Source organism: Caulobacter sp. SLTY, from assembly GCF_009905535.1.
In the GTDB taxonomy this organism is placed as follows: Bacteria; Pseudomonadota; Alphaproteobacteria; order Caulobacterales; family Caulobacteraceae; genus Caulobacter.
The window spans coordinates 110,943-133,724 of the sequence record NZ_JAAALA010000007.1 but is presented as its reverse complement, the minus strand read 5'-3'; the positions used below and the strand labels follow the sequence as shown (position 1 = coordinate 133,724).

Here is a 22,782-nt window from a genome sequence, read left to right as displayed (position 1 = left end):
GCGCGGAGCCCTGCACAGGAAAAGCCAAAGCCCCCGACCGAAAGCTGACGGGGAAGTGAGAGGCCCTGGTGGCGCGGGGGGCTTGCGCTCGCTATGACGCCGACCACAGATCATGCGCCGCTTGTCCGGCGCGACTTCGAGGGACTGGATGGACAGCATTGCCATCACGGGCGGCGCCAAGCTGAACGGCGAAATTCCGATCAGCGGCGCCAAGAACTCGGCCATCAAGCTGATGGTGGCCAGCCTGCTCACCGACGAGCCGCTACGGCTGACCAACATGCCGCGCCTGCGCGACACCCGGTTCCTCGGCCAGCTGCTGAGCCACCTGGGGACCCAGATCGTCGAAGGCGACGGACCGGACGGCCCGGAATCGGTACTGCACACCCCGACGATCCGCAGCCACTTCGCGCCCTATGAATTGGTCCGTCAGATGCGGGCCAGCTTCAACGTGCTGGGCCCGCTGGTGGCCCGCAACGGCCAGGCCAAGGTCTCGCTGCCGGGCGGCTGCGCCATCGGCGGCCGGCCGGTGGACCTCCACCTGAAGGCCATCGAGGCCCTGGGCGCCCAGATCGACCTGCATGAAGGCTATGTCTATGCCCAGGCGCCGCGCGGCCTGCGCGGGGCGGAAATCGACTTCCCGATCGTATCGGTCGGGGCGACCGAACACGCCATGCTGGCCGCGGTGCTGGCCAGGGGCGAAACCATCCTGTCCAACGCCGCCTGCGAGCCGGAGATCGAGGATCTGGCCGACTGCCTCAACGCCATGGGCGCGGAGGTCAGCGGCGCGGGCACCCCGGTGATCCGAATCGTCGGCGTGAAATCGCTGTCCGGCGCCACCCATGCGGTGATCACCGACCGGATCGAGGCCGGGACCTACGCCGTGGCCGCCGCCATGGCCGGCGGCGAGGTGCGGCTGACCAACACCCGCGCCGACCTGATCGAGGCGCTGCTGGTCAAGCTGGAGGAGGCCGGCGTCGGCGTCACCCGCACCAATGACGGGGTGGTGATCAAGCGCAACGGCGCGCGGCTGAAGGCGGTGGACGTCGACACGGCCCCATATCCCGGCTTCGCCACCGACCTGCAGGCGCAGTTCATGACCCTGATGACCCTGGCCGAGGGCGAAAGCGTCATCCGCGAGACCATCTTCGAGAACCGCTTCATGCACGCCCCGGAACTGATCCGGCTGGGCGCCGACATCACCGTCTCCGGCGGCGAGGCGCGGGTGCGCGGGGTCGAGCGGCTGGAGGGCGCGCCGGTCATGGCGACGGACCTGCGGGCCTCCAGTGGCCTGGTGATCGCCGGCCTGGTGGCGAGGGGCGAGACCACGGTCAGCCGGGTCTATCACCTGGATCGCGGGTTCGAGCGGCTGGAAGACAAGCTCAACGCGTGCGGCGCCAACGTCCGCCGGATCAAGGGCGACGGTTTCGAGGAATGAGCGATCCGGCCCCTGGACTGAAACTGCTCGCCGAGGACGCCGACGACCTGGCGGTGATCTCGGCCGCCCTGCAGGACGCGGTCACCAAGATCGGCGACATTTCCTACGAGCCGGCCGCTCGGCGGCTGACCATCGGCTTCAACCGCTTCCGTTGGGAAGGGAAGGGGGGCGAGCGGATCCGCAGCGGCCTTCAGCTCGGCGGGGTGATGCGGGTCCAAAGTCGCCGCCTGCGCCGTGAGGCGCGTGATGCGGTCCTGTCCTTGTTGGGCGTCACCTTCGAACCCGGCGAGGCGCCCGGGGGCGTCGTGGTGCTGACCTTCGCCGGCGGCGGCGAGCTGCGCGCCGAGGTCGAATGCCTGGACGCCGCCCTGGCCGACGTCTCGGCGCCCTGGCCCACGCCGCGGCGACCGGCGCACGAGGACTGATGTCCGGTCGTCGCCGCGATTGAACTCGTCACACCACCGCGCTCATAATGAGCATAAGCGTATGGAGTGCGGCGTATGATTTCTCGACGAGGCGTGTTGGCGGGAGGGCTGGCCGTCAGCGTATCGGGCCCCGTCCTGGCCCAGTCGCGGGTCGCGGTGGGCAAGATCCGGCTGGAGAACGGCCGTGTGAACATCGACACCACGCTGGGCGGCAAGGGTCCGTTCAACTTCGTCATGGACACCGGCGCGGTCGTCAGCGGCATCTCGCCCACCCTGGCGACCAAGCTGGGCCTCAAGAAGGTCCGGGACGTGCGGCTGGCCGGAAAGGTCTTCCCGCTTTACGTGGCCCGGGATGCGGTGTTCGGCGGGGCCGTGGGCCAGCCGGAGATCGGCCTCTTCGGTCTCAGCAGCGAGCTGCGCGGCGGCGATGGGCTGCTGGGGGCCGGCCTGATTACCAGCGCCGACAGCGAACTCGATTTCGACCGGCTGGAATGGCGGGTGCATCCCGACGGCCTGGCCGACCGCGCGGGCTATACCGAGATCGAATCCAGCATCGACGACCTGCCGGACGTCAATGGCTCCCATCTGATCTCCGCCACGGTGAAGGTGAATGGCCAGCCGGTGCGGCTGATTGTCGATACCGGCGCCCCCCGGGCGGTCAGTCTGCGCCATGACGTCGGTCGCCGTCTGGGCCTGTGGGCGGCGGACAAGCCCTTCTCCCCCACGCCGCTGATCGGCATTGGCGGGCTGGGCGCCGATCCCGGTCGGACCGTCCGGGCGGCGCGCCTGGATGTCGGACCCGTCGGGCTCGACAGTCCCCTGGTGACGGTGCGGCCGGACAAGGCCGTCAATTTCGCCGATTACGAGGGTATCCTGGGCCTGCCGGCGATCCAGCGGATGAACCTGTCGGTAGACACCAAGCGGCGGAAGCTGTTTGTCCGGCGCAACGGCCGGGATACCGGGTTCGAGCCGCTCAGCCGCACCGGACTTTGGCTCGACGAGGACAGGGGCGGCGCCAAGGTACGCCTGGTTTCGCCGGGCAGCCCCGGCGCGGCGGCGGGCCTCAAGCCCGGCGACCGGATCACCGGAAACTCCACCTTCGGCGCCCTGCTGGCGCGGGTCAACGGGAGCCCGAGCAGCCTGGAGGTCAGGGACGCGACGGGTGTTCGGACCGTCAACCTGACGCCGGCCGATTATCTCTGAGGTCGAAATGCCTTGATCTGGCGGTCAAAGGCGCCAAGTGAGCGCCATGCGCCGCTTTCGCCACGACGACCCCGACTTCGAATCCGCCTTCGCCGCCTTCCTCGATGAGCGGCGCGGGCAGCCGGCCGATGTGGACGCGGCGGCCGCGGAGATTCTGGCCGAGGTGAAGGCTCGCGGCCTGGACGCCGTGCTGGAGTTCGGCCGGCGGTTCGATCGGGCCGATCTAACCGCCGAAACCATCCGCGTGTCGCCGGAGGAGATCGCCGAGGGCGTCGCCGCCTGCGAGCCGGCGGTCAGGGAAGCCATCGCCTTTGCCGCCGCCCGCATCCGCGCCTATCACGAACGCCAGGTCCCTGCCGACCAACGCTGGACTGACGAGGCCGGGGTCGAGCTCGGCTGGCGCTGGGGGCCGCTGGAGAGCGTTGGGGTGTATGTCCCCGGCGGGCGCGCCGCCTATCCCTCGACGGTGCTGATGAATTGCGTGCCGGCCCAGGTGGCCGGGGTGGACCGCATCGCCATGGTCACGCCGCCAGGACGGCTCGAGCCCGCAGTGCTGGCCGCCGCCCATGAAGCCGGCGTCACCGAGATCTGGCGGGTCGGCGGGGCCCAGGCGGTGGCGGCGCTGGCCTATGGCGCCGGTCCTATCCGGCCGGTGGACAAGATCGTCGGGCCGGGCAACGCCTTCGTCACCGCAGCCAAGCGGCGGCTCTACGGGGTGGTCGGCCTCGACGCCCTGGCCGGGCCGTCCGAGATCGTCGTGGTCGCCGACGGGGACAATGACGCCGAGTGGATCGCCGGCGACCTGCTCTCCCAAGCCGAGCACGACCCGGCCGCCCAGTCGATCCTGATCACCGACGACGAAGGCCTGGCCGAGGCGGTAGAGGCCGCTATCGGCCGGCGCATGCGTGAGCTGGCCACGGGCGAGGACGCCGCCGCCAGCTGGCGCGACCATGGGGCGGTGATCATCGCCCCACTATCGGCCAGTCCCGGCCTGGTCGATCGCATCGCGCCCGAGCACGTCGAATTCTGCACCGCCGATCCCGATTCCCTGGCCGACCAGGTTCGGCACGCGGGGGCCATCTTCCTCGGCCGGTTCACGCCGGAGGCGCTCGGCGATTATGTCGCCGGCTCCAATCACGTGCTGCCGACCAGCCGGGCGGCGCGGTTCCAGTCTGGCCTGTCGATCTTCGACTTCCTCAAACGCACCTCGATCATCAAGGCCGACGCGGCCGCCTTCGCGCGCCTGGGACCACACACCGTCGCCCTGGCCGAGGCCGAAGGACTGCCGGCCCACGCCCTGTCGGCGGCCTTGCGGTTGCCGCGCGGCTGAACCCCGCTATCCTGTCGACGTGACCGATAGAGCTACCCACCGCCTGCAGAGCATCGAGCTCGACGAGGAGTCCCTGTCGGCCGCCTCGCGAGACCAGGAACAGGAGCGGCAGGTCGCCATCTTCGACCTGCTGGAAGAGAACTATTTCGAGCCGGCCGGCGCGGACCAAGGCCCCTATGACGTCAAGATCGCCTTGGTCGAGAACCGGCTGGCGATGCAGATCGCCGGCCCGGGGTACGCGCAGACGCATCTGCTGTCCCTGTCGCCATTCAAGACAGTGATCCGCGACTATTTCATGATCTGCGAGAGCTATTACGCGGCCATCCGCAATTCCACGCCCTCTCAGATCGAGGCCTTGGACATGGGCCGCCGGGGCCTGCACAACGAGGGCAGCACGCTGCTGCAGGCGCGGCTCGAGGGCAAGGTGAAGACCGACCTCGACACCGCCCGGCGCCTCTTCACCCTGATCTGCGCCCTGCATTGGAAGGGATGAGCGCCCCCAAGGACGCTTTCGACGCGACGCCGGGGGCGGTGCTGTTCGCCTGCAATTTCAACCGGGTGCGTTCGCCCATGGCCGAGGCGCTGATGAAGCTGGCCTACGGCAAGGTCATCTTCGTCGATAGCTGCGGCCTGCGCGCCGACCCGGAGGAGGCCGGCATGGATCCCTTCGCCGCCACCGTGCTCGAGGAACTGGGAATCGACGCCGCCGGTCACCGTCCCAAGACCTTCGACATGCTGGAGGACGACAGCTTCGACGTGGTCATCTCCCTGACCGCAGAGGCCCAGCACCGGGCGGTGGAGTTGTCGCGGGGCAGGGCGGTCGACATCGAATACTGGCCGACCTTCGACCCCACCCTGGCCACCGGCTCGCGCGAGCAGATGCTGGACGCCTATCGCCAGGTCCGCGACGAACTCTATGGCCGCATCAGGCGGCGGTTCGGGCGGGTTACGACCGCCGGCGGTTAGAGCATCGACCTTTCGCCCCCGTATGCGTTATAAGGCGCGCCATCGAGCCACGGCTCGCGCTCCGAATCGTGTGCGCGGGCCGTGTTGCTTTGCGGAATGACCTACTGAGAGGCCGTATGGCTAAGGAAGAACTGCTTGAGTTTCCGGGCACCGTCAGCGAGCTGCTGCCCAACGCGACGTTCCGCGTGACGCTTGAGAACAATCACGAAATCATCGCCCACACCGCCGGCAAGATGCGCAAGAACCGCATCCGCGTGCTGGCCGGGGACAAGGTCCTCGTCGAAATGACGCCCTACGACCTGACCAAGGGCCGTATCACCTACCGCTTCAAGTAAGCGCTGTGGCCAGGCCCCGACTGGTGCTGGCCAGCGCCAGCCCCCGCCGTCTCCAACTGCTGAGACAGGCGGGTGTGGACCCAGACCTGGTCGATCCCTCCGACATCGACGAGACGCCCGGCAAGGACGAGACGCCCCGTCGGCTCGCCCTGCGCCTGGCCCAGGAGAAGGCGGCGGCGGTGGCCGCCCGCCATCCGGACGCCTTCGTGCTCGGCTCCGACACCCTGGTGGCGGTGGGGCGCCGGGTGCTGAACAAGCCTGCCGACGAGGCGGAGGCGCGGCGCATGCTATCGCTGCTGTCCGGTCGCAGCCACCGGGTGATGACCGGCGTCGCCGTGGTCGCGCCTGGCGGACGGGCGTCGGGCCGGGTGGTCGAGACCCGCATCACTTTCAAGCGCCTCACCGAGGCCGAGCTGGACGGGTTCATCGCCTCCCGGGACTGGGAGGACGCCGCCGGCGGCTACAAGATCCACCAGAGGGCAGGGGCCTTCGTGACCTCCCTGCAGGGCAGCTTCACCGGCGTCGTCGGCTTGCCGCTCTATGAGACTCTGGCGCTCTTGAACGGCCTGGGCTGGCGCGCTCCGGAGACGCTTGCGTGAGCCGCCGCGAAGCCTTCCTCGACACCAGCGTCGGCGAGCGCCGCGGCGTCATCCTTCTCGATGGCCGTCCCGAGCGCCTGTTGATCGAGCGCGACGGCGATTCGCCGGCCTTACGGCTCGGCGCCCGCAGCGTGGCGCGGGTCCGGACGGTGGAGGCCGCCTTCGCTGCCGCCTTCCTCGACCTGCCGGACGGCGCCGAAGCCATGCTCCCCCTGCGGGCTGACGCCCCTCGCCCCGTGCGCGGCGCGGCCGTGGAGGTCGAGATTCGCGGCGAGGCTCGGCGCGGCAAGCTGGCCACGGCGTGGTTGCTCGGGGAGGCGAGCGGTGATCCCAGGCTGACCGGGGCCGGCCCCGCCCTGGAGGAAGAGCTCAAGGCCCTGGCCAAGGTCGACACCATGCAGATCGGCGCCGCAGCCCGCGACGCCGCCGATGAGGCCGAGGCCGAGGCGCTCGCGGCCGTCCACCCGCTCCCCGGGGGCGGCAGCCTGGCCATTGAGCCGACCCGCGCCCTGACCGCCATCGATATCGACACCGGCGAACGCACCGGCGGCGATTCGAAGCGAGTTGCGCGTGCCGCCAACCTTGCCGCCGTCACGTCCGCGGCCCGGTTGCTGCGTCTCAAGGGGATCGGCGGGCTGATCGTTATCGACCTGGCTGGGCGCGGCCACGACGCCAACGCGATCCTGTCGGCCATCCGCACCGCTTTCGGGCCGGACAACCCTGGCGTTGCCATTGGTCCCATCAGCCGGTTCGGTACCGTGGAACTGACCCTGCCGCGCCGCCGCGCGCCGGTGCTGGAGCGCCTGCTCGGCCCCGCCGGCGGGCTGACCGCCCAGAGCGGCGCCCTGCGCCTGGCCCGGATGCTGGAGCGGGAAGGGCGAACTAGCCCCGGCGGACGGCTGACGGCCGCCTGCGCCCCAGCCGTAGCCGAGGCGTTCAAGCCCCTCGCTCCTCGCATGACCGACCGCCTCGGCGCCCGCTTCGCGCTGGAGGACCGGCCCGGCTGGCCCACCGATCGGCTGGAGGTGACCGCGCGATGAGCAGGGCCTGCCCAAACTGCGGCAAGCCGACGGAAGAGGCCTTTCGACCCTTCTGTTCGAAGCGCTGCGCCGACGTCGACCTGCACCGCTGGCTGTCGGGCGCCTATGCGATCCCCGGCATGGAGGACGAGCCGGACGCGGACGAACAGGACCCCGAGGAATAATCGGCGAAAACCGCGCTGGACTTGCCGGGACGGCTCTTCTATAGACCCCGTCTCCCGCGAGGGCGGCCCGTTTCGCGGTCCATTGCCTGAGTAGCTCAGTTGGTAGAGCAGCGGATTGAAAATCCGCGTGTCGGTGGTTCGAATCCGCCCTCAGGCACCATTCCTCGCTTCTCGCGCGAAACGTCCAAAAATCCTGCCAATCGACAAACGTCGTTCGACGGTTTTGTTGCGATGCAGCATGCACTTTCCCTCGGAAAGGGAAAATCCTTCGAACGGTCAGGCATTCTCTATGCTGCATCGCAGCATTATGTGCCGGAACGGGAGGTTTCGTGGAACATTCATGTGCAGATGGACCCTTGACGATGCAGAAAGGGGTTGCCAAAGGGCCACTGCGCCAAGTCTAACTTGGTGGTGAGGATACGGGGTTTCCATACCTCGTGTTTTCCATGCGCCTTCGAAACGCCGTCTTACGCCCGCAGGGCTGATGGCCGGTGTCGCGGGTCGGGCGCAGCGAAGCGTCTCGGGCAGGTCCATTCGGATCGCGCTTGGGCAACATTTAGTCTAGGGTAGACGCTCGCGCGACGACCCTTCGGTCCAATAAGTGCTAGACCAAGCAGGAACTGGCGAAAGATGCTCGACAACAAACGAAAGACCCCCCTCATCGCTATGATCGGCGCCGTGGCGCTGATGGCGACCGCCCCCGCTTTCGCCCAGGAGGCCGCTACGCCGGCTCCGGCCGAAGCCACCACCGCGGCTCCGGCCGCCGCTACCCCGGCTCCGGCCCCGGCTCCGGCCGAAGCCCCCGCCGAAGAGAAGGCCAGCGGCCATTCCGGCGAGCTGACCATCATGGGGATGTTCTTCGAAGCGGACATCGTCGTGAAGGTCGTCATGATCGGCCTGGTTCTGGCCTCGGTCTTCAGCTGGGTGCTGCTGATCACCAAGCTGTTCGAGTTCGGCGCTCTGGGCCGTAAGTCGGACCGCTTCGTGGAAGCCTTCCGCGGCGCCAAGTCGATCAACGACATGGGCCGTATCGCCATCTCGGAAGAGTTCGAAGGCAACCCGCTGGCCGACATGGCCGCCGCGGCCGCCTCCGAAGTCGAGCTGAGCCGTCAGGCTGGCCTCGACATCCACGGTACGCACCGTGAGTCGACCATCGCTCGCGCTCAGACCGCGGTCGGCGCCGTGCAATCGACCCTCTCCAAGCGCCTCTCGGGCGGCATGCAGTTCCTGGCCTCCGTCGGTTCGTCCGGTCCGTTCATCGGTCTGTTCGGCACCGTCTACGGGATCATGCGTTCGTTCATCGGTATCGCGAACACCAACACGACCAACCTGGCCGTCGTCGCTCCCGGTATCGCCGAAGCGCTGCTCGCCACCGGTATCGGCCTCTTCGCCGCTATCCCGGCCGTGGTGTTCTACAACTACTTCCAAACCCAAGTCTCCGCCTTCGGCGTGCGGACGGACGGCTTCACCGCTGAACTGATGAACGCTATCTCGCGTGATCTGGATAAGGGGAAATAGGGTCCATGGCCGCCAAACTCGCAGGCTCCGGCGGCGGCAACAGGTACCAGGTCGAACAGAACAGCGAGATCAACGTTACGCCCTTCGTGGACGTTATGCTGGTTCTCCTGATCATCTTCATGGTGGCGGCGCCGCTCGCGACCGTCTCGGTTGAAGTGAAGTTGCCCGACGCGGTGGCCAAACCTCGACCGAACCCGCCAAAGCCGATCTACATTTCGATCACGAAGGACGGCAGCGTCTTCATCGGTGACTTCGCCACTTCGACGGACGCGCTTGGCGACGATCTGCGCAAGCAGGTTGGCCGACGCGACCCGAGCAAGGAACGGATTTTCATCCGGGGTGACAAGGAAGTCCGCTACGGCGATTTCATGCAGGTCATGAACGCGCTGCAGGACAACGGCTTCTACAGCGTGGCCCTCATCGGCCAGGACGCGGCGGGTGGGTAACGATATGTCAGAACAAACAGCAGATCTGGCGCATCCGATCCACAATCCGTTCGACGCGCCCAAGCCCAAGGCGAGCCCTGTCGCCTGGATTGTCGCCATCTCGGTGGTTATCGGCCTCCACGGGATCCTGGCTTGGTACCTTTACGGCGCCAAGTTCGTGATCAAGGAGCGGGAGTTCGTGGATGAGAAGCTGGACACCCAGCTGATCAAGCCGCCGCCGCCGCCGCTGCCTCTGCCTCCGGTGGAGAAGCGGGTTGAGCAGCCGCCGGCTCCGCCGCAGATTGCGCCTCCGGCGCCGCCTGCGCCGCCCCGCAACCCGGTCATCCAACGACCGGACTGGGTGCGCAAGCCGAGCGGTGAAGCGGTGAACCGCGCCTATCCCGACCGCGCCCAGCGCGCCAACGTCGGGGGCCGGGTGACCCTGTCCTGCACCGTCAACTCCGACGGTACGGTCAGCGCCTGCTCGGTGGTCTCGGAAAATCCCGCGGACTACGGCTTCGGTGAAGCGGCCCTCCGGCTCAGCCGGCAGTTCAAGATGCGGCCTCAAACCGCGGACGGACAGCCGGTCGGTGGCGCCACCGTTCGGATCCCGCTCTCCTTCTCGCCTGCCGAAGAGTAGCGATTTCCGAGTTGAAACCAGCGAAGGCCCCGGAGGCGACTCCGGGGCCTTTTGCTATCGGCATCAGAGCTGATGGTCCGCTATCAGCGAGTGGATCAGAGCGGGGCACGGCCGACCGTTTGGAGCGCCCCGTGGTGGAGCGCTGGATCATGCCACCTCACTGCCAGCGCCTGAATGCTTGCTGGGCCGCCCGACCCGCGCCGTTGGGTAGCCTTTGAATGGTTGCCGCCTGGACGACGAGGGCCAGGGCTTTGTCAGCCTGGGCCAGAGCGGCGATTGCTCTGTCGCGTTTACCTGTGTCGGACGGTCATAGACATCCAACTTTCGTGGCTGCTGTTGGGATTGTCGCGCTGGGCGGCTAAGGGTCGGTCATGAGCGTCGAGATCACACAGACCCACCGCGTCCACGGTGGCGCCCTCAGCTACTGCCGCCACCAAAGTGTGGCCACCGGCACGACGATGAAATTCAGCGTCTTCGTGCCTCCAGGCGATGGTCCGTTTCCAGTGCTTGTCTGGCTGTCGGGCCTGACCTGCACCGAGGATAACTTCACCACCAAGGCCGGCGCCAATGGCGCCGCAGCCCAGCACCGCGTGATCATCGTCGCTCCGGACACCAGCCCGCGCGGCGAGGGCGTGGCCGACGATCCGGCATACGACCTGGGGCAGGGGGCTGGCTTCTATGTCGACGCCACCCAGGCGCCGTGGGCGCCGCACTTCCGGATGGAAAGCTACATCACCGGCGATCTGCTAGCGGCAGTGGACGGCGCCTTCCCGACCGATCCGGTCCGGCGCGGCGTGTTCGGCCACAGCATGGGCGGCCACGGCGCCCTGACCTTGGCCCTGCGCCACCCCGATCTGTTCAAGTCGGTCTCGGCCTTCGCCCCGATCGTCTCGCCCACCCGCTGTCCCTGGGGCGAAAAGGCGTTCACGGCCTACCTGGGCGAGGACCGCGCTGCTTGGGCGGCGCACGACGCCTGCCTGTTGATCGAGGCCGGCGCGGCGAAGTTCGATGACATCCTGGTCGATCAGGGCCTCGGCGACCAGTTCCTCGAAGGCCAGCTGAAGCCCGAATTGCTGGAGGCCGCCTGCGCTGCCGCCGGCCAGAAGCTGACCCTGCGCCGCCAGCCCGGCTACGACCACAGCTACTTCTTCATGACCAGCTTCATCGCCGATCACATCGCCTGGCACGCCGCGAAGCTGGGTTAAATCCCCGCGCCCATGTCGATGAACACCTCGGCCAACGCGGCCCTGGGCCGTTCGGCGTCCTGGGCCAGTTCGTGGCTGAGCCGGTCGATCTGCGCGGTGATCTCCGGCACGGCGGTGACTTCCCAGAGGGCGGGGCGAGTGAGGGGCCCCACGGCGTAGAGCCAGTCGGAGACGCGGCCGTCGGCGTCCTGAACCGCGCAGTCGGTGGTCTCCAGGCCCAGGCCCAAGGGGTCGGGCCGGATCAGCCGGCGGCGGGCGAGATCGGCGAACAGCGGGTTGGCCAGGCGGTCCAGGTCACTGCGCGGGCCGGTGCAGTTGATGACGCGGGCCGCGCGAAGGCTCTGCTCGGCATTCAGGCCGCGCAGGTGAAGGTGGGCGCGCACACCCCCCTCCGCCCGCTCCCAGCGGGTGACCCGGCCGCCGAGCACGGTGAGGGCGGCGCTTTCCAGCAGGGCGTCGAGACGGGCGGCGACACGCGGCGCCATGCGGTGGCGGTGGACGTCCCAGCGGGGCCGCAGGTGCCGCAGGAACTGGCGGCGCTGGGACGGCGTCCAGGTTTCCCAGACACGAGCAATAGCCGGCCGCACCGCGTCCATCACCCGCTGCCAGGGCGTGCCCTGCCGCTCCGCCTGGCGCGCGGCGGCGCGGATGGCGCGGCTCAGGGCCAGGGGCGAAGCGGGGAGGAGGGGGGCTACGAACGGCGACCAGGCGCCGCCGGCCTTGTGGGCGGTGGGCAGCAGGCCCCGGCGGGAGACGGCGTACATCGGCCCCTTCTGACCTTCGGCGGCCAGCTTCAGGGCGATGTCGACCATGGTCAGGCCGGTGCCGAGCATCAGGACGGGCGCCTCGGGATCCCCGCCCTCGAGCGCGCGCGGCGCCCAGGGGTCAGGTATGAAAGACGGATGGTCGTGCAGCCAGGAATCACCCGGCAGCGGCGCACGGGGCGGCAGGTTTCCGGTGGCCAGGACCAGCAGGTCGCCGACGATCTCCCGCCCGTCCAGCAGCCGCACACCCCGGCGCGGCGCATCGAGGAGGCCGACGGCTTCGCCCCGGACCGTATGGAGGCCGCGCGCGGGGTCGGTCGAGCGGGCGTCTTCCAGTCTTTGCTGCAGATAGTCGCCCAGCAGCGCGCGGGGCAGGAAGGCGTCGGCCATAACCCCGTCACTCTCGGCCAGGGCGTCGTCGAGGTGGACGCCGGCCCCGGCCAGCCAGGCCTGGAAGGGCGGCGTGAGGCCGGTCTCCATCCGGTGGGCGGGCACGTTGAGCAGGTGGTAGGGCTCACAGGCCCCGTACGCTAGGCCGCGCCCCGCCCGGACGGCGGGGTCGATCAGCAGGACGCGCCACTCCGGCCGCGCGGCCGTCAGCTTCAAGGCGAGCAAGGTCCCGCTGAACCCGCCGCCGACTATGGCGATGGTTCGGGCGGGAGACGTCGAGAGATCGGGCATTCGGGTCCTGCGGCCTCAGGCGAATCCAGCGACACCATCGCCAGCCCGTGCCCTTGGGGCAACCCACAACGGTTGACTTACCGGTCCCGCGCCGTCATACACCGCGCCTTCCACGCCGCCGGCTTGCCGGACGGTGGTGGATTACATGACGGGTGATCCGAAGCCGCCGTTGAGATCGTGGCCCCACTGACGGGGTCGCCGGCCCGGGTCGACAATTGAAGAGTGACTTATGTCCAAGCGCCAGAGCGCCAAGTACAAGATCGACCGCCGGATGGGCGAAAACATCTGGGGTCGCCCGAAGTCCCCGGTCAACAAGCGTTCGTACGGCCCCGGCCAGCACGGCCAGCGCCGCAAGTCCAAGGTCTCCGACTTCGGCCTGCAACTGAAGGCCAAGCAGAAGCTCAAGGGCTACTATGGCAACCTGACCGAGAAGCAGTTCGCCAAGACCTACACCGAGGCCGCCCGTCGCAAGGGCAACACCTCCGAGAACCTGATCGCGCTGCTGGAAAGCCGCCTGGACGCCATCGTCTACCGCGCCAAGTTCGTGCCGACCGTGTTCGCCGCCCGTCAGTTCGTCAACCACGGCCACGTGCTGGTCAACGGCAAGCGGGTGAACATCGCCAGCTACCGGGTCAAGCCGGGTGACGTCGTCTCCGTGCGTGAGAAGTCGCGCAGCATGGCGCTGGTGCTTGAAGCCCTGGGCTCGTCCGAGCGGGACTTCGCCGACTACGTCACCGTTGACGTGCGCTCCTTCGCGGCGACCTTCGTCCGCGCCCCGGAACTGGCCGAAGTGCCGTACCCGGTGAAGATGGAGCCGAACCTGGTCGTCGAATTCTACGCCTCGTAAGCGTAGAACCCGACCAAGAGATCGAGGGCCCCGGAGCGATCCGGGGCCCTTTTTCTATTTGGCGTTGGGTCGGAAGCCGTATTCCCAGTCATAGGGCGCGCCGGTCTTGCCCAGCAGATAGCCGACCAATTCCGGAAACGCCTTCTCGGCCCTAACGTCGTTGGCTAGGATGACCAGGCAGTCCTGTTCGCGCTCGACGCAGACCCAGGTGTTGGCGGTGACTTCGTTGTGGCCGCCCTTGAAGAAGCCAGGTCCCATGGGGCCGTCGAACACGACTACGCCCAGGCCCGCCGCCAGGTCCTTGCGCCGCTCGGCGGGGGGAAGCTCTGGCTGGAGGGTCAGGAACTGGCTGGCGGTGGTGATCGGCAAGATGCCACGGGTCATCTCGCGGCGGGAGGCGGGCGACAGGCCCTCGCCCCGCACCATGCCGGCGGCGAACAGGGCGAAGTCCTCGATGGTGGTGTCCATCGAGCCGGCGGCGCGGACCCGGCTGCGCTCGTCGTGCGGCTCGGGCCTGCCGTTCTCGTCCCATCCATCCGCCAGATTGGCGGCGAAGTCGGGCCGCCACTTCATGCTGGTGTTCTTCATGCCGAAGCGATCGAACACCCGCCGCTGCATCTCCGCGCCAAGGTCCAGGCCCAGGCCCTTCTCGAGCACGAACTGCAGCAGGATCAGGCCGTCACCGCTGTAGGCGTACCGCCTGCCCGGATCGAAATGGATGACCAGCTGCTCGCCCGGATTGTCCCAGTAGAAGTTGCTGAAGCCGGCGCTGTGGGTCAGCAGCATGCGCGGGGTGATCGACCGCCAGCGCTCGTCCTTCAGGGTCTCATAGGGGGCGTAGGCGTCGCCGAAGCCGGCATACTCCGGCAGCGGCCGGGTCAGGTATCGGGAGATCGGCGCGTCGAGGTCGAGTTTCCCCTCATCGACCAACTGCAGCACCGTGTAGGCGAATACGGCCTTGGTCAGGGAGGCGCCGTACATCACCGTCTGAGGCGTCAGCGGCTCGCCCTTTGCGTTGCGCTCGCCGAAGGCCCGCACCCACTGCACCTTGCCCTTGTGGATCCGGGCCATGGCCAGGCCGCGCGCGCCCGTCTGGTCCATAACCCGCTTAGCCTGGTTCGGCGCGAAGGGCTCCCAGGGCGGTGGGGGCGGTTCTTCCGGCGGTACTGCGACGGCAGGGCCGGCGAGCAGGACGGCAGCGATGGCAAGGACGGCAAGACGCATGGGTGACTCCCCGAAAACCCGCCAAGGCTAGACAAGGGCGGAGGCTGTGTCTTTGCTCATCGCATGACACGCCGCCACGCCCTCCTCGCCGCCCTGCTGCTGGTCTCCGCCTGTGCGACCAAGGCCGTCTATTCTTCCCCCGATGCCGGAATGGTCGAGCTGGAGCCCTTGCTTAGCGCCGAGGTTCGGGCAGATGCGCTGGTGATCCGGGTCACCTCCACCGGCTGCACCGCCAAGGAAGACTTCGCCTTCTTCGTCGAACGCAAGGGAGATCGGGTCGCCGTCGCGTTCGGCCGCAAGAAGATGGACCACTGCAAGGCCGCGCCCCGGCCGATGGAGATCGCGTTCACCTACGACGAGCTGGGGCTCAAGCCCGGACAGGCGGTGGCGATCGTCAATCCGCTGGCGGGGCGCTAATCCAACGGGCTGAGCACCCGATAGCGAATGGTCGCGTTGGCCGCCTTGACGATCTGAATCCTCAGGCCCTGATAGCCGATTTCCGAGCCGTGGTTGAGGTCGTAGCGCAGTTCCTGGATCGTCGGCGCGACACCGGCGACCCGCGAGGTTTCGCGATACTGGAAGCTGACGATGTTGGCGGCCACCCCTGTATAGATCAGTTGGCGCGTTACGCTCGGCGCGGCCAGGGCCTGGCAGTAGCTGACCTTGTAGCGGGCCGGCATGCTCACGGAGCCTCGGCGATTGTTGTACTTCAGGTAGGCCGTTACCGGCGCGCCCTCGGTTCGGCTGACCGAGAGACTGACCGTGCCGGGATACTCGCGGCCGGGGCTGCGGGTCTTGATAATTCGACCATCGGGGATGGCGTAGCTGTCGCCATAGGTCGAGGTGAGGGGCTGGGTGTAGACGCCCTTCGGCACCAACAGGGTCAGGCCGCGCGCGCCCTCCAGTTTCCCAACGAAGGTCAGGTCGTCGAAGATCTCAACGCTGTAGGGATAGACGCCGTGGGTCTCCTCGCGGATCAGCGACTGACCGACCGTCACCTCAGCGTCCTCGCCGATGGCGGGGATGTGCCGGCGTTCCGACGAGACCGGAACCCCGTCGGACTCCGCTCCGGAGGCGCAGGGCTGAAGCGGCTCTGCTGCCGGGACGGCGGCCGCGAAGGCGGCGGTCAGGCCCAAGGCGATCAGGATGGCGCGGCGCATGGTGTCCCCCTCGTTGGGGATCATACCCTCGCCGGCGCGGCCCGCTAGCGGAACATCTCCGACATCCAGTCCGGTACGCGGACGGGCTTGCGCGTGCCGGCGTCGATCAGACACCATTCAGAGCGGCCCTGGGCGCACATTTCGCCGTCGGGGCCGTCGATGCGATAAAAGCGGTCCATCCGCGGGCCACGCCGGTCACCGATCCAGGTGACGCCGACCGCCGTCTCGTGCGGCAGCAGGGCGCGGCGGTAGTCGAGTTCATGGCGCAGCGCGACCCAGGCCCACTTCGACTGTTCCTCGGCCGGCAGGCGAGCCCGCCAGTGGCCGGTGGCCAGGTCCTGCATCCAGGCCAGGTAGACCACGTTGTTGACGTGGCCGTTCTCGTCGATGTCGCGATCCTGGGGGGCGAAATCGAAGGTGAAGGTCTGTTGGCCGTCGGGCGGCGTCAGAGCTCGGCTCACGCCGGCGTGACGCCCTGCGATTCCAGGAAGGTCTTCAGCTCGCCCGCTTGGTACATCTCGCGGACGATGTCGCAGCCGCCGACGAACTCTCCCTTCACATAGAGTTGCGGGATGGTCGGCCAGTCGCTGAAGGTCTTGATGCCGTCGCGCAGGGCGTCGCTCTGCAGCACGTCCACCCCGACGAAATCAACTTCCAGGTGGTCGAGAATCTGCACCACCTGGGAAGAGAAGCCGCAGCGCGGCTGGTCAGGTTCGCCCTTCATGAACAGCACCACCGGGTTGTCGGTGACGGCCTGCTTGATGAAGGCGTGCACGCGGTCGGCGACATCAGCCTCGGACATGGGGGCAAATCCTCAAAAGAAACCAAGGCCACAGCTAGGCGCCGGGGCGGCGAAGGTCAAGGTCAGCGGCGGCCGTCGGCGGAGAACCGGGCCATCTCGATCTGGGCCGCCACGCCGGTGGGCAGGTCGCGCTCGGGCACGGTCGCCAGCTTGGCAATGCGCTCGACACTGTCGGCCTCGATGCGCACCGAGGTCACCGCCGGCTCGAACAGGGCGAACGCCAGGCAGATTTCCTCGGCGGTCCAGCCATGGGCCTCGTTGAGGAACTGGTAGGGCCCCTTCCTGTCGGCGGCCTTCTTCTTCTTGAACCAGCCCTTGGGGATCAAGCTGGGCTTGTCGTCTCCGGTCAGGGCGACGGGGCAGATGTCATAGGCGATCACCGCCATGTTCCGCTCGGACGCCACCTTCAACCGGTGCCGCTCCTTCCAGCCGGACGTCAGGCTGTAGGGGGTGATCAGGGCGTCGACTCCGGTCATCGTCAGAGCCTGATCGGCGACCTCGCCCTCGCCACAGACGCCGACCTGACGGACCAGCCGATCCTGACGCAGGGACTGGACCTGCGGCGCCCGCGAGGGGTCCAGCAGGATCAGCAGGTCGAGGTAGTCGATCTCAAGCTGACCTATCACCTGGCCGGCCGCCCTGGCCGGATCGCCGATGGGCGGGGCCTGCCAGGCCAGGAAAACCAGGCGGCGCTCGACGCCGGCAAGGGCCTGCCGCAGGCCGTCGATCAGGGCCTCGCTGGAGCCGACCAGCTCAAAGCAGTTGATGCCGGCGGTCATGGCGGCGTTGAGCAGATCGCGCCAGTCGCGCGCCGACATCAGCCGCCGGTCCTCCAGCAGCAGGGAGACGGTGGAAACGGCCATGCCGTAGGTGGCGCCGAACGGGCGGTAGCGCATGGCCTAGGCGTCCGGGACGGCCGTCTCGAGGGCCAGGGCGTGCAGCACCGTGCCCAGCACATCCTCCAGGGCGCGGTTGACGAGCTGATGCTGGCGCACCCGCGTCAGGCCGGCGAAGGTGGGCGAAACGATACGGGCCTTGTAGTGGTCGCCGTCGCCGGCCAGGTCGGTGATGGTCACCTCGGCGTCCGGGAAGGCCTCGCGCAGGCGGCGGTCCAGTTCGGCGGCGGGCATGGGCACGGGAATCAGACTCCGGTTTGTCGAGCAGACGGTGCAAGGTATCCCTTACCATGTTGCAAAGGGGGATCGCGATGCGTCGACTTGGCCAGTGGGTTTTAAGGGGCGCCGCGGGCCTGGCGCTGGCCGCCGGCTTGAGCGCCTGCAACCTGGTGATCACCACCGAGCCGACCTACACGGCCGCCGACGCCGCCGGGGCGCCGGCGATGAAGGACGGCCTATGGGTCAGCGTCGAGAAGGGCTGCGACGTGGACCTCAAGAAGCCGGCGACCGAATGGCCCGAGTGCGCCGGCTGGATCGTGGTCAAGGACGGCGCGATGACCGGCGTCGGAGACGACGGCCAGCCATTCAAGGTTCCCTTCGTGCTGGCCGCGGGCGATCCGCGCGTGATGCAGATCGAGCTGCAGGAAAAGGGCGATGGGCCGAAGTTGTTCATGTACATCGGGGTCAAGCCGGTGAAAAGCGACGGCGAGGGTCGGATCATCGAATACACGGGCTGGATCGTGCAGTGCGGTCCTCCGCCGCCGAAGGATTCCAAGCGCGAAGACGGCCAGCCCCGCTTCGGGACGCTGGAACCGTCGCCGGGTATGGTGATGGACGAACAGCAGTCAGGCTGCACTCCGTCCAGCAAGGCGGCGCTGACCGGCGCGGCCAAGCTGTCGGAACGCTACGAACTGAGCGAACCCAGGGGCGAGGCCACCCGCTGGGTGCGCGACGGGGACAAATAGGGCTCAGTCCACCATCGCCGAATAGATGATGTTCTTCAGCTGGCCCCGGAAGTTGAACGTCCCCGACGGCATCAGCTGGGTCATGAACACCACGCAGAGGTCCTCGTGCGGGTCGACCCAGAAGATGGTCGAGGCGGCGCCGCCCCAATAGTAGTCGCCTTCGCCGAGGGCGCCGGTGGTGACCACGTCCATGGTGCTGGCAAAGCCGAGGCCGAAGCCGACGCCGCGGTTGGTGGTTTCGGAGAAGGTGCCCAGCGCGATGTCGGTCAGGTCCTGGTCGCCGGGCAGGTGGTTGCGGGTCATCAGGTCGAGAGTGCGGGGGCCGAGGATACGGTGGCCGTCGAGCTCGCCGCCACGGCGGAGCATCTCGCAGAAGCGCATGTAATCGGCGCAGGTGCCGGTCAAGCCGCCGCCGCCTGAGAGGAATTTGGCGGGTTGCAGGTAGGCGCTGGCGCCGGGATCGTCGATCACGCCGAGGGTCTTGTCGGGGTTGCGCTGATAGTTGGCGGCGAAGCGGTCAGCCTTTTCCGGCGCGACCTGGAAGCTGGTGTCGATCATGCCCAGCGGGTCGAAGATGACGTCTTGCAGGTATTTGTCGAAGGGTACGCCGCTGATGCGCTCGACCAGGGCGCCGCAGACGTCGGTGGCGAGCGAGTACATCCACTTCGTGCCCGGCTGGAAAAGCAGAGGCACCTGGCCGAGCTTGGCCATGAACTCGGGCAGGCTGTCGGCGGCGCCGAGGCTGCGGATTTTCAGGGCGCGATAGACCTTGTCGACCGGGTGCTGGATGCCCACGCCGGGCAGGCCGCCGCCGTAGGTCAGGCCGCTCATGTGGGTCAGCACGTCGCGGATGCTGACCGGACGGTCGAGGGGGGCGGTGACCATGTCCTCGCCCTCGCCCGAGACCCAGACCCGCTGGGCCTTCCACTCGGGGAAGAAGCGGTGGACCGGGTCGTCGAGCTGGAAGAAGCCGCGCTCGAACAGGGTCATCAGGGCGACCGAGGTGATGGGCTTGGTCATCGAATAGATGCGGAAGATGGTGTCCTCGCGCATAGGCTTGTTGCGCTCGAGGTCCATGCTGCCGAAGACGGCGTTGTAGGCGGGGTGGCCGTGGCGGCTGACGGCGATCTGGCAGCCGGCGATCTTGCCGGGCTCGATGTAGTTGCGGGTCAGATGCTCGCCGATCCGCTCCAGGCGGGCGGCGTCCAGGCCGGTCCAGTTCGATTGGGCGTCCATCGGCGTTCTTCTCCCGTCTTTTGGTTCGTTACCCGCATCATGGCGGATGGGGACGGGCGGGGGCAATTCGAAAATGGGGTACGATTTCAGGCCGAGCTGACCATGCCGCCTGGCAACAGCTCGGCGCGGCCGGCCAGGGCCAGCTCGGTAAGCGCGGCGAGGACCACCGGGGCGGGTTCCCCGACGGCGCGGACCAGGTCGTCGCGGGATACCGGCGTGGGGGAGAGGAGGGCGGCTAGGCGGTCGCGGACCGCATCGATGTCCACATCGTCAGCCGGGCCCTGCCAGCGGTGGTCAGGCTCGCGGACGGAGACCTGCCGCAGGGCTTCCAGCACGTCCTCCGGGCCTTCGCAGAGGGCGGCGCCTTGGCGGATCAGGTTGTTGGTCCCCTTGGCGCGGGGGTCGAGCGGCGAGCCGGGGACGGCCAGCACCTCGCGCCCCTGCTCACCGGCCAGGCGGGCGGTGATCAGGGACCCGGACTTCAGCTCGGCCTCGACCACGACCACCGCGAGCGAAAGGCCGGAGATGATGCGGTTGCGGCGGGGGAAGTCGCGGGCCTGGGCGCGATAGCCGGGCGGGCTCTCTGAGACGACGGCGCCGCGCTCGGCGATCTGGCGGTGTAGGTCGCGGTGCTCGGGCGGGTAGATATCGTCCGGTCCGCCGCCGAGGACGGCGATGGCGCCGGTGGCCAGGGAGCCTTCGTGCGCCGCCTTGTCGATGCCTCGCGCCAGGCCGGAGACGATGGTCACCCCTTCGGCGCCGAGTTGGGCGGCGAGGCCCCTGGCGAAGGTCTGGCCGGACGCCGAGGCGACGCGTGCGCCGACGATCGCGGCCGTGGGCCGGTTGGCGATGCTCAGGTCGCCGAGCACCCAGAGCAGGGGCGGGGGCGGGTCGAGGGCCGCGAGCTGTTGCGGGAAGGCCGGCTCGGTGGCGCAGAGCAGATGGGCGCCGATGCGGTCGCCGGCGTCGAGTTCGCGGCGGGCGTCATCGAGGCTGGGGATCCGCAGGGGACCGTTTCGGCCGCCGCGCTGGGCCAGGTTCGGCAGGGCCTCAAGCACGGCGGCGGCCGAGCCGTAGCGGCGCAGCAGCTGGTCGAAGGTGACCGGACCGACCTGTTCGGTGCGCGCCAGGCGCAGCCAGGCCAGGCGCTCCTCGTCGGTCATTCTTTTGGTTCGGCGGCGGCGGCCTTCTTGGCCCCGATCTTCGGCTCCTCGCCCTTGAGCAGGCGGCGGATGTTGTCGGCGTGGCGGATATAGACCAGCACCGCCATGAAGATGGCCGCGACCATGGCCGGATGGCCCCCCTCGGTAGCCAGGACGAAGAATGGGGCCAGGGCCACAGCGGTCAGCGCCGCGAGCGAGGAAATCCGGAACAGGAAGGCCATGGCCAGCCAGGTGGCGCCGGCCAGCAGGGCCGCCGGCCAGACCAGGGCCAGCATGGTGCCGAAGAAGGTGGCGACCCCCTTGCCGCCCTTGAACTTCAGCCAGACCGGGAACAGGTGGCCGGTAAAGGCGCCGGCGGCCGCAATGGCCATGATCAGCTGGGTGGTGGGCTCGCCCATCTGCTGCCAGCGGCCGAAGGCGTAGGCCAGGCCCACGGCGGCCGCGCCCTTTCCGGAGTCGCCGATCAGGGTGACCAAGGCTAGGTCCTTGCGCCCGGTGCGCAGGACGTTCGTCGCCCCGATGTTGCCCGAGCCGACCGTGCGGATGTCGATCCCGGCCATCTTTGCGGCGATGAAGCCGAAGGGGATCGAACCCAGCAGGTACCCGGCCAGGGCGGCCAGGCCGAGGGTAAGCACGGCGGCGCCGGCAAGAGATTCCATGAGGTTTGCCTCCCGGTGGGGACGATGGGGTGCGGGCGCGGGTCAGGTCAAGGCAGGTGGAACAGGATCAGCAGCGCCGGGATGGTGACCAGGCTGGCGGCGGTGGTGAAGGCGACGATTCCGGCCATCAGCGGGGCGTCCCCGCCCATCTGGCGGGCGAGCACGTAGGAGGCGGCGGCGCCGGGGGCGGAGCCGACCAGCAGGGCGATGCCCTTGGCGGTCTCATCGCCGCCGGCGAGGCCAGTGAAGGTCCACATCAGGACGGGCAGGATCAGCAGCTTTACCGCGCTGACCGAGGCGATCAGCAGCTGGCGGCGGCGGACGTAGGCGAAGTTCAGCCCGGCGCCGGCGACCACCAGGCCCAGGGCCAGGGCGGCGGCGGAGAGCAGGTCGAGTGAGCTCATCACCGCCGGGATCTTGGGGACATGGAGGATGTTGAACAGGGCGCCGACGCCGCAGCCCCAGAGGACCGGGTTCTGGACCAGGCCGCGCAGGGCGGTCTTCAGGCCGCCGCCCTGGCCCTCGCCCCAGCGGCTCATAACCAGCACGGCGATCACGTTGATGGCCGGGATCAGGGCGCCCATGATCATCGCGCCCAGGCCCGCGCCGGCCGGTCCGTAGACCACGGCCACCAGCGGCAGGAAGACGAAGGTGTTCCAGCGGAGCGAACCCTGGAACACCGAGGTGTAGGCGGGGTCGGGGATGCGCAACAGGGGCTTGGCGGCCAGGACCGCGAGGGCGACGGCGGCCATGCCGCCGATCGTGCCGATGGCCAAGGGGCCGGCCGACAGGGCGGAGAAGTCGGCCTTCCACACCGCCGGCATCAGGAAGCCCGGGTAGAAGACGAAGTAGGTGATCCGCTCGATGGCGGGCCAGTGTTCTTCGGGGATGAACTTCGAGGCCTTGAGGGCCCAGCCGAGCGCGATCATCGCGAAGACGGGCAGGACGCCGAGGAGGATTGCGCTCATGCAGCGGCCCTTACAGGGATTCCCCGAAGGGGCGCCGTCTTGGGGACCGGTTGCCCGCTTCGCGCGCAACCGGTCCCCATTGCGGAGCGGGGGCTTGGGGCGCCAAGTTGGCGAAAATTCAGGGAGAGCCAT

General features: G+C 68.5%; 28 protein-coding genes and 1 tRNA gene. 18 read left to right on the top strand and 11 right to left on the bottom strand.

Features of this window, described 5'->3' with window-relative positions:
- Positions 1-148 precede the first annotated feature (148 nt).
- The 15 genes from murA (at position 149) to fghA (ending at position 11,285) form a co-directional block, all read left to right on the top strand.
- Positions 149-1,435: a UDP-N-acetylglucosamine 1-carboxyvinyltransferase gene (murA, locus tag GVN21_RS05995; RefSeq protein ID WP_166573815.1), complete on the top strand. Its 1,287-nt coding sequence runs from the start codon at positions 149-151 to the stop codon at positions 1,433-1,435.
- Positions 1,432-1,860: a DUF2948 family protein gene (locus tag GVN21_RS05990; RefSeq protein ID WP_205689950.1), complete on the top strand. Its 429-nt coding sequence runs from the start codon at positions 1,432-1,434 to the stop codon at positions 1,858-1,860. The genes murA and GVN21_RS05990 overlap by 4 nt, the downstream gene beginning before the upstream one ends.
- Positions 1,861-1,935: 75 nt before the next feature.
- Positions 1,936-3,063 carry an aspartyl protease family protein gene (locus tag GVN21_RS05985; protein WP_166573813.1) on the top strand — a complete coding sequence of 376 codons (1,128 nt, stop codon included), beginning with the start codon at positions 1,936-1,938 and terminating at the stop codon, positions 3,061-3,063.
- A 46-nt stretch (positions 3,064-3,109) separates the two neighbouring features.
- Positions 3,110-4,393, top strand: a complete 1,284-nt coding sequence (gene hisD / locus GVN21_RS05980; protein WP_166573812.1) for a histidinol dehydrogenase — start codon at positions 3,110-3,112, stop codon at positions 4,391-4,393.
- A 19-nt stretch (positions 4,394-4,412) separates the two neighbouring features.
- Positions 4,413-4,886, top strand: a complete 474-nt coding sequence (locus tag GVN21_RS05975; RefSeq protein ID WP_166573811.1) for a UPF0262 family protein — start codon at positions 4,413-4,415, stop codon at positions 4,884-4,886.
- Positions 4,883-5,359, top strand: a complete 477-nt coding sequence (locus GVN21_RS05970) for a low molecular weight phosphatase family protein (protein ID WP_166573810.1) — start codon at positions 4,883-4,885, stop codon at positions 5,357-5,359. Before GVN21_RS05975 ends, GVN21_RS05970 begins: the two co-directional genes overlap by 4 nt.
- 116 nt (positions 5,360-5,475) lie before the next feature.
- Complete coding sequence (gene infA, locus GVN21_RS05965; protein WP_166573809.1) at positions 5,476-5,694, top strand: translation initiation factor IF-1; 219 nt, start codon at positions 5,476-5,478, stop codon at positions 5,692-5,694.
- A gap of 5 nt (positions 5,695-5,699) precedes the next feature.
- Positions 5,700-6,293 carry a nucleoside triphosphate pyrophosphatase gene (locus GVN21_RS05960; RefSeq protein ID WP_166573808.1) on the top strand — a complete coding sequence of 198 codons (594 nt, stop codon included), beginning with the start codon at positions 5,700-5,702 and terminating at the stop codon, positions 6,291-6,293.
- Positions 6,290-7,333, top strand: coding sequence for a ribonuclease E/G (locus tag GVN21_RS05955; protein WP_166573807.1), 1,044 nt, complete (start codon positions 6,290-6,292; stop codon positions 7,331-7,333). The genes GVN21_RS05960 and GVN21_RS05955 overlap by 4 nt, the downstream gene beginning before the upstream one ends.
- Entirely contained in the window at positions 7,330-7,497 is a 168-nt protein-coding gene (yacG, locus tag GVN21_RS05950) for a DNA gyrase inhibitor YacG (protein WP_166573806.1), read from the top strand. Before GVN21_RS05955 ends, yacG begins: the two co-directional genes overlap by 4 nt.
- A gap of 84 nt (positions 7,498-7,581) precedes the next feature.
- A tRNA-Phe gene (locus GVN21_RS05945) sits at positions 7,582-7,657 on the top strand.
- A gap of 470 nt (positions 7,658-8,127) precedes the next feature.
- A complete protein-coding gene (locus tag GVN21_RS05940; RefSeq protein ID WP_166573805.1) occupies positions 8,128-9,015 on the top strand; it encodes a MotA/TolQ/ExbB proton channel family protein in 888 nt (295 codons plus the stop codon).
- A 5-nt stretch (positions 9,016-9,020) separates the two neighbouring features.
- Positions 9,021-9,461, top strand: a complete 441-nt coding sequence (locus tag GVN21_RS05935) for a biopolymer transporter ExbD (protein WP_166573804.1) — start codon at positions 9,021-9,023, stop codon at positions 9,459-9,461.
- A 4-nt stretch (positions 9,462-9,465) separates the two neighbouring features.
- Positions 9,466-10,080 carry an energy transducer TonB gene (locus tag GVN21_RS05930; RefSeq protein ID WP_166573803.1) on the top strand — a complete coding sequence of 205 codons (615 nt, stop codon included), beginning with the start codon at positions 9,466-9,468 and terminating at the stop codon, positions 10,078-10,080.
- 371 nt (positions 10,081-10,451) lie between these two features.
- A complete protein-coding gene (fghA, locus tag GVN21_RS05925) occupies positions 10,452-11,285 on the top strand; it encodes an S-formylglutathione hydrolase (RefSeq protein ID WP_166573802.1) in 834 nt (277 codons plus the stop codon).
- Here fghA and GVN21_RS05920 read toward each other — a convergent pair.
- Entirely contained in the window at positions 11,282-12,730 is a 1,449-nt protein-coding gene (locus GVN21_RS05920; RefSeq protein ID WP_166573801.1) for an FAD/NAD(P)-binding protein, read from the bottom strand. The genes fghA and GVN21_RS05920 overlap by 4 nt on opposite strands.
- Positions 12,731-12,959: 229 nt before the next feature.
- Between GVN21_RS05920 and rpsD the strand changes: the two genes are divergently transcribed.
- Positions 12,960-13,577 carry a 30S ribosomal protein S4 gene (gene rpsD / locus GVN21_RS05915; RefSeq protein WP_166573800.1) on the top strand — a complete coding sequence of 206 codons (618 nt, stop codon included), beginning with the start codon at positions 12,960-12,962 and terminating at the stop codon, positions 13,575-13,577.
- A gap of 54 nt (positions 13,578-13,631) precedes the next feature.
- On the opposite strand, the gene GVN21_RS05910 is transcribed toward rpsD, so the two are convergent.
- Complete coding sequence (locus GVN21_RS05910) at positions 13,632-14,801, bottom strand: serine hydrolase domain-containing protein (RefSeq protein WP_166573799.1); 1,170 nt, start codon at positions 14,799-14,801, stop codon at positions 13,632-13,634.
- Between the two features lie 63 nt (positions 14,802-14,864).
- Here GVN21_RS05910 and GVN21_RS05905 point away from each other — a divergent pair, with 63 nt between their 5' ends.
- The gene (locus GVN21_RS05905; protein WP_166573798.1) at positions 14,865-15,218 is read left to right on the top strand and encodes a hypothetical protein; all 354 of its coding nucleotides are present in this window, start codon (positions 14,865-14,867) and stop codon (positions 15,216-15,218) included.
- Here GVN21_RS05905 and GVN21_RS05900 read toward each other — a convergent pair.
- From GVN21_RS05900 to GVN21_RS05880, 5 genes are all read right to left on the bottom strand, one after another.
- Positions 15,215-15,961 carry a hypothetical protein gene (locus GVN21_RS05900; protein WP_166573797.1) on the bottom strand — a complete coding sequence of 249 codons (747 nt, stop codon included), beginning with the start codon at positions 15,959-15,961 and terminating at the stop codon, positions 15,215-15,217. The two genes, GVN21_RS05905 and GVN21_RS05900, sit on opposite strands and share 4 nt — an antisense overlap.
- Positions 15,962-16,005: 44 nt before the next feature.
- Positions 16,006-16,410: a thioesterase family protein gene (locus GVN21_RS05895; RefSeq protein WP_205689961.1), complete on the bottom strand. Its 405-nt coding sequence runs from the start codon at positions 16,408-16,410 to the stop codon at positions 16,006-16,008.
- An 8-nt stretch (positions 16,411-16,418) separates the two neighbouring features.
- A complete protein-coding gene (gene grxD, locus GVN21_RS05890; RefSeq protein WP_166573795.1) occupies positions 16,419-16,763 on the bottom strand; it encodes a Grx4 family monothiol glutaredoxin in 345 nt (114 codons plus the stop codon).
- A gap of 62 nt (positions 16,764-16,825) precedes the next feature.
- Positions 16,826-17,659, bottom strand: a complete 834-nt coding sequence (locus GVN21_RS05885; protein WP_166573794.1) for a hypothetical protein — start codon at positions 17,657-17,659, stop codon at positions 16,826-16,828.
- A gap of 3 nt (positions 17,660-17,662) precedes the next feature.
- A complete protein-coding gene (locus GVN21_RS05880; RefSeq protein WP_166573793.1) occupies positions 17,663-17,899 on the bottom strand; it encodes a BolA family transcriptional regulator in 237 nt (78 codons plus the stop codon).
- A 71-nt stretch (positions 17,900-17,970) separates the two neighbouring features.
- Here GVN21_RS05880 and GVN21_RS05875 point away from each other — a divergent pair, with 71 nt between their 5' ends.
- Complete coding sequence (locus GVN21_RS05875) at positions 17,971-18,624, top strand: hypothetical protein (RefSeq protein WP_166573792.1); 654 nt, start codon at positions 17,971-17,973, stop codon at positions 18,622-18,624.
- A gap of 3 nt (positions 18,625-18,627) precedes the next feature.
- Here GVN21_RS05875 and GVN21_RS05870 read toward each other — a convergent pair whose 3' ends face one another.
- The 4 genes from GVN21_RS05870 to GVN21_RS05855 all read right to left on the bottom strand — a co-directional run bounded on the left by GVN21_RS05870 (position 18,628) and on the right by GVN21_RS05855 (position 22,650).
- Positions 18,628-19,860, bottom strand: a complete 1,233-nt coding sequence (locus tag GVN21_RS05870; protein WP_166573791.1) for a serine hydrolase domain-containing protein — start codon at positions 19,858-19,860, stop codon at positions 18,628-18,630.
- 86 nt (positions 19,861-19,946) lie between these two features.
- On the bottom strand, positions 19,947-21,023 hold the full coding sequence (gene dprA, locus GVN21_RS05865; protein ID WP_166573790.1) for a DNA-processing protein DprA: 1,077 nt from the start codon (positions 21,021-21,023) through the stop codon (positions 19,947-19,949).
- The gene (gene plsY, locus GVN21_RS05860) at positions 21,020-21,682 is read right to left on the bottom strand and encodes a glycerol-3-phosphate 1-O-acyltransferase PlsY (RefSeq protein ID WP_166573789.1); all 663 of its coding nucleotides are present in this window, start codon (positions 21,680-21,682) and stop codon (positions 21,020-21,022) included. Before plsY ends, dprA begins: the two co-directional genes overlap by 4 nt.
- Positions 21,683-21,729: 47 nt before the next feature.
- Positions 21,730-22,650, bottom strand: coding sequence for an AEC family transporter (locus GVN21_RS05855; RefSeq protein ID WP_166573788.1), 921 nt, complete (start codon positions 22,648-22,650; stop codon positions 21,730-21,732).
- Between the last annotated feature and the right edge of the window lie 132 nt (positions 22,651-22,782).

Excerpts from the sequence above, each read along its gene's own strand:
- murA (WP_166573815.1), top strand. The coding sequence starts at position 149 with ATGGACAGCATTGCCATCACGGGCGGCGCCAAGCTGAACGGCGAAATT.
- GVN21_RS05990 (WP_205689950.1), top strand. The coding sequence starts at position 1,432 with ATGAGCGATCCGGCCCCTGGACTGAAACTGCTCGCCGAGGACGCCGAC.
- GVN21_RS05985 (WP_166573813.1), top strand. The coding sequence starts at position 1,936 with ATGATTTCTCGACGAGGCGTGTTGGCGGGAGGGCTGGCCGTCAGCGTA.
- hisD (WP_166573812.1), top strand. The coding sequence starts at position 3,110 with ATGCGCCGCTTTCGCCACGACGACCCCGACTTCGAATCCGCCTTCGCC.
- GVN21_RS05970 (WP_166573810.1), top strand. The coding sequence starts at position 4,883 with ATGAGCGCCCCCAAGGACGCTTTCGACGCGACGCCGGGGGCGGTGCTG.
- infA (WP_166573809.1), top strand. The coding sequence starts at position 5,476 with ATGGCTAAGGAAGAACTGCTTGAGTTTCCGGGCACCGTCAGCGAGCTG.
- yacG (WP_166573806.1), top strand. The coding sequence starts at position 7,330 with ATGAGCAGGGCCTGCCCAAACTGCGGCAAGCCGACGGAAGAGGCCTTT.
- GVN21_RS05940 (WP_166573805.1), top strand. The coding sequence starts at position 8,128 with ATGCTCGACAACAAACGAAAGACCCCCCTCATCGCTATGATCGGCGCC.
- GVN21_RS05935 (WP_166573804.1), top strand. The coding sequence starts at position 9,021 with ATGGCCGCCAAACTCGCAGGCTCCGGCGGCGGCAACAGGTACCAGGTC.
- GVN21_RS05930 (WP_166573803.1), top strand. The coding sequence starts at position 9,466 with ATGTCAGAACAAACAGCAGATCTGGCGCATCCGATCCACAATCCGTTC.
- fghA (WP_166573802.1), top strand. The coding sequence starts at position 10,452 with ATGAGCGTCGAGATCACACAGACCCACCGCGTCCACGGTGGCGCCCTC.
- GVN21_RS05920 (WP_166573801.1), bottom strand. The coding sequence starts at position 12,730 with ATGCCCGATCTCTCGACGTCTCCCGCCCGAACCATCGCCATAGTCGGC.
- rpsD (WP_166573800.1), top strand. The coding sequence starts at position 12,960 with ATGTCCAAGCGCCAGAGCGCCAAGTACAAGATCGACCGCCGGATGGGC.
- GVN21_RS05910 (WP_166573799.1), bottom strand. The coding sequence starts at position 14,801 with ATGCGTCTTGCCGTCCTTGCCATCGCTGCCGTCCTGCTCGCCGGCCCT.
- GVN21_RS05905 (WP_166573798.1), top strand. The coding sequence starts at position 14,865 with ATGACACGCCGCCACGCCCTCCTCGCCGCCCTGCTGCTGGTCTCCGCC.
- GVN21_RS05900 (WP_166573797.1), bottom strand. The coding sequence starts at position 15,961 with ATGCGCCGCGCCATCCTGATCGCCTTGGGCCTGACCGCCGCCTTCGCG.
- grxD (WP_166573795.1), bottom strand. The coding sequence starts at position 16,763 with ATGTCCGAGGCTGATGTCGCCGACCGCGTGCACGCCTTCATCAAGCAG.
- GVN21_RS05885 (WP_166573794.1), bottom strand. The coding sequence starts at position 17,659 with ATGCGCTACCGCCCGTTCGGCGCCACCTACGGCATGGCCGTTTCCACC.
- GVN21_RS05875 (WP_166573792.1), top strand. The coding sequence starts at position 17,971 with ATGCGTCGACTTGGCCAGTGGGTTTTAAGGGGCGCCGCGGGCCTGGCG.
- GVN21_RS05870 (WP_166573791.1), bottom strand. The coding sequence starts at position 19,860 with ATGGACGCCCAATCGAACTGGACCGGCCTGGACGCCGCCCGCCTGGAG.
- dprA (WP_166573790.1), bottom strand. The coding sequence starts at position 21,023 with ATGACCGACGAGGAGCGCCTGGCCTGGCTGCGCCTGGCGCGCACCGAA.
- plsY (WP_166573789.1), bottom strand. The coding sequence starts at position 21,682 with ATGGAATCTCTTGCCGGCGCCGCCGTGCTTACCCTCGGCCTGGCCGCC.
- GVN21_RS05855 (WP_166573788.1), bottom strand. The coding sequence starts at position 22,650 with ATGAGCGCAATCCTCCTCGGCGTCCTGCCCGTCTTCGCGATGATCGCG.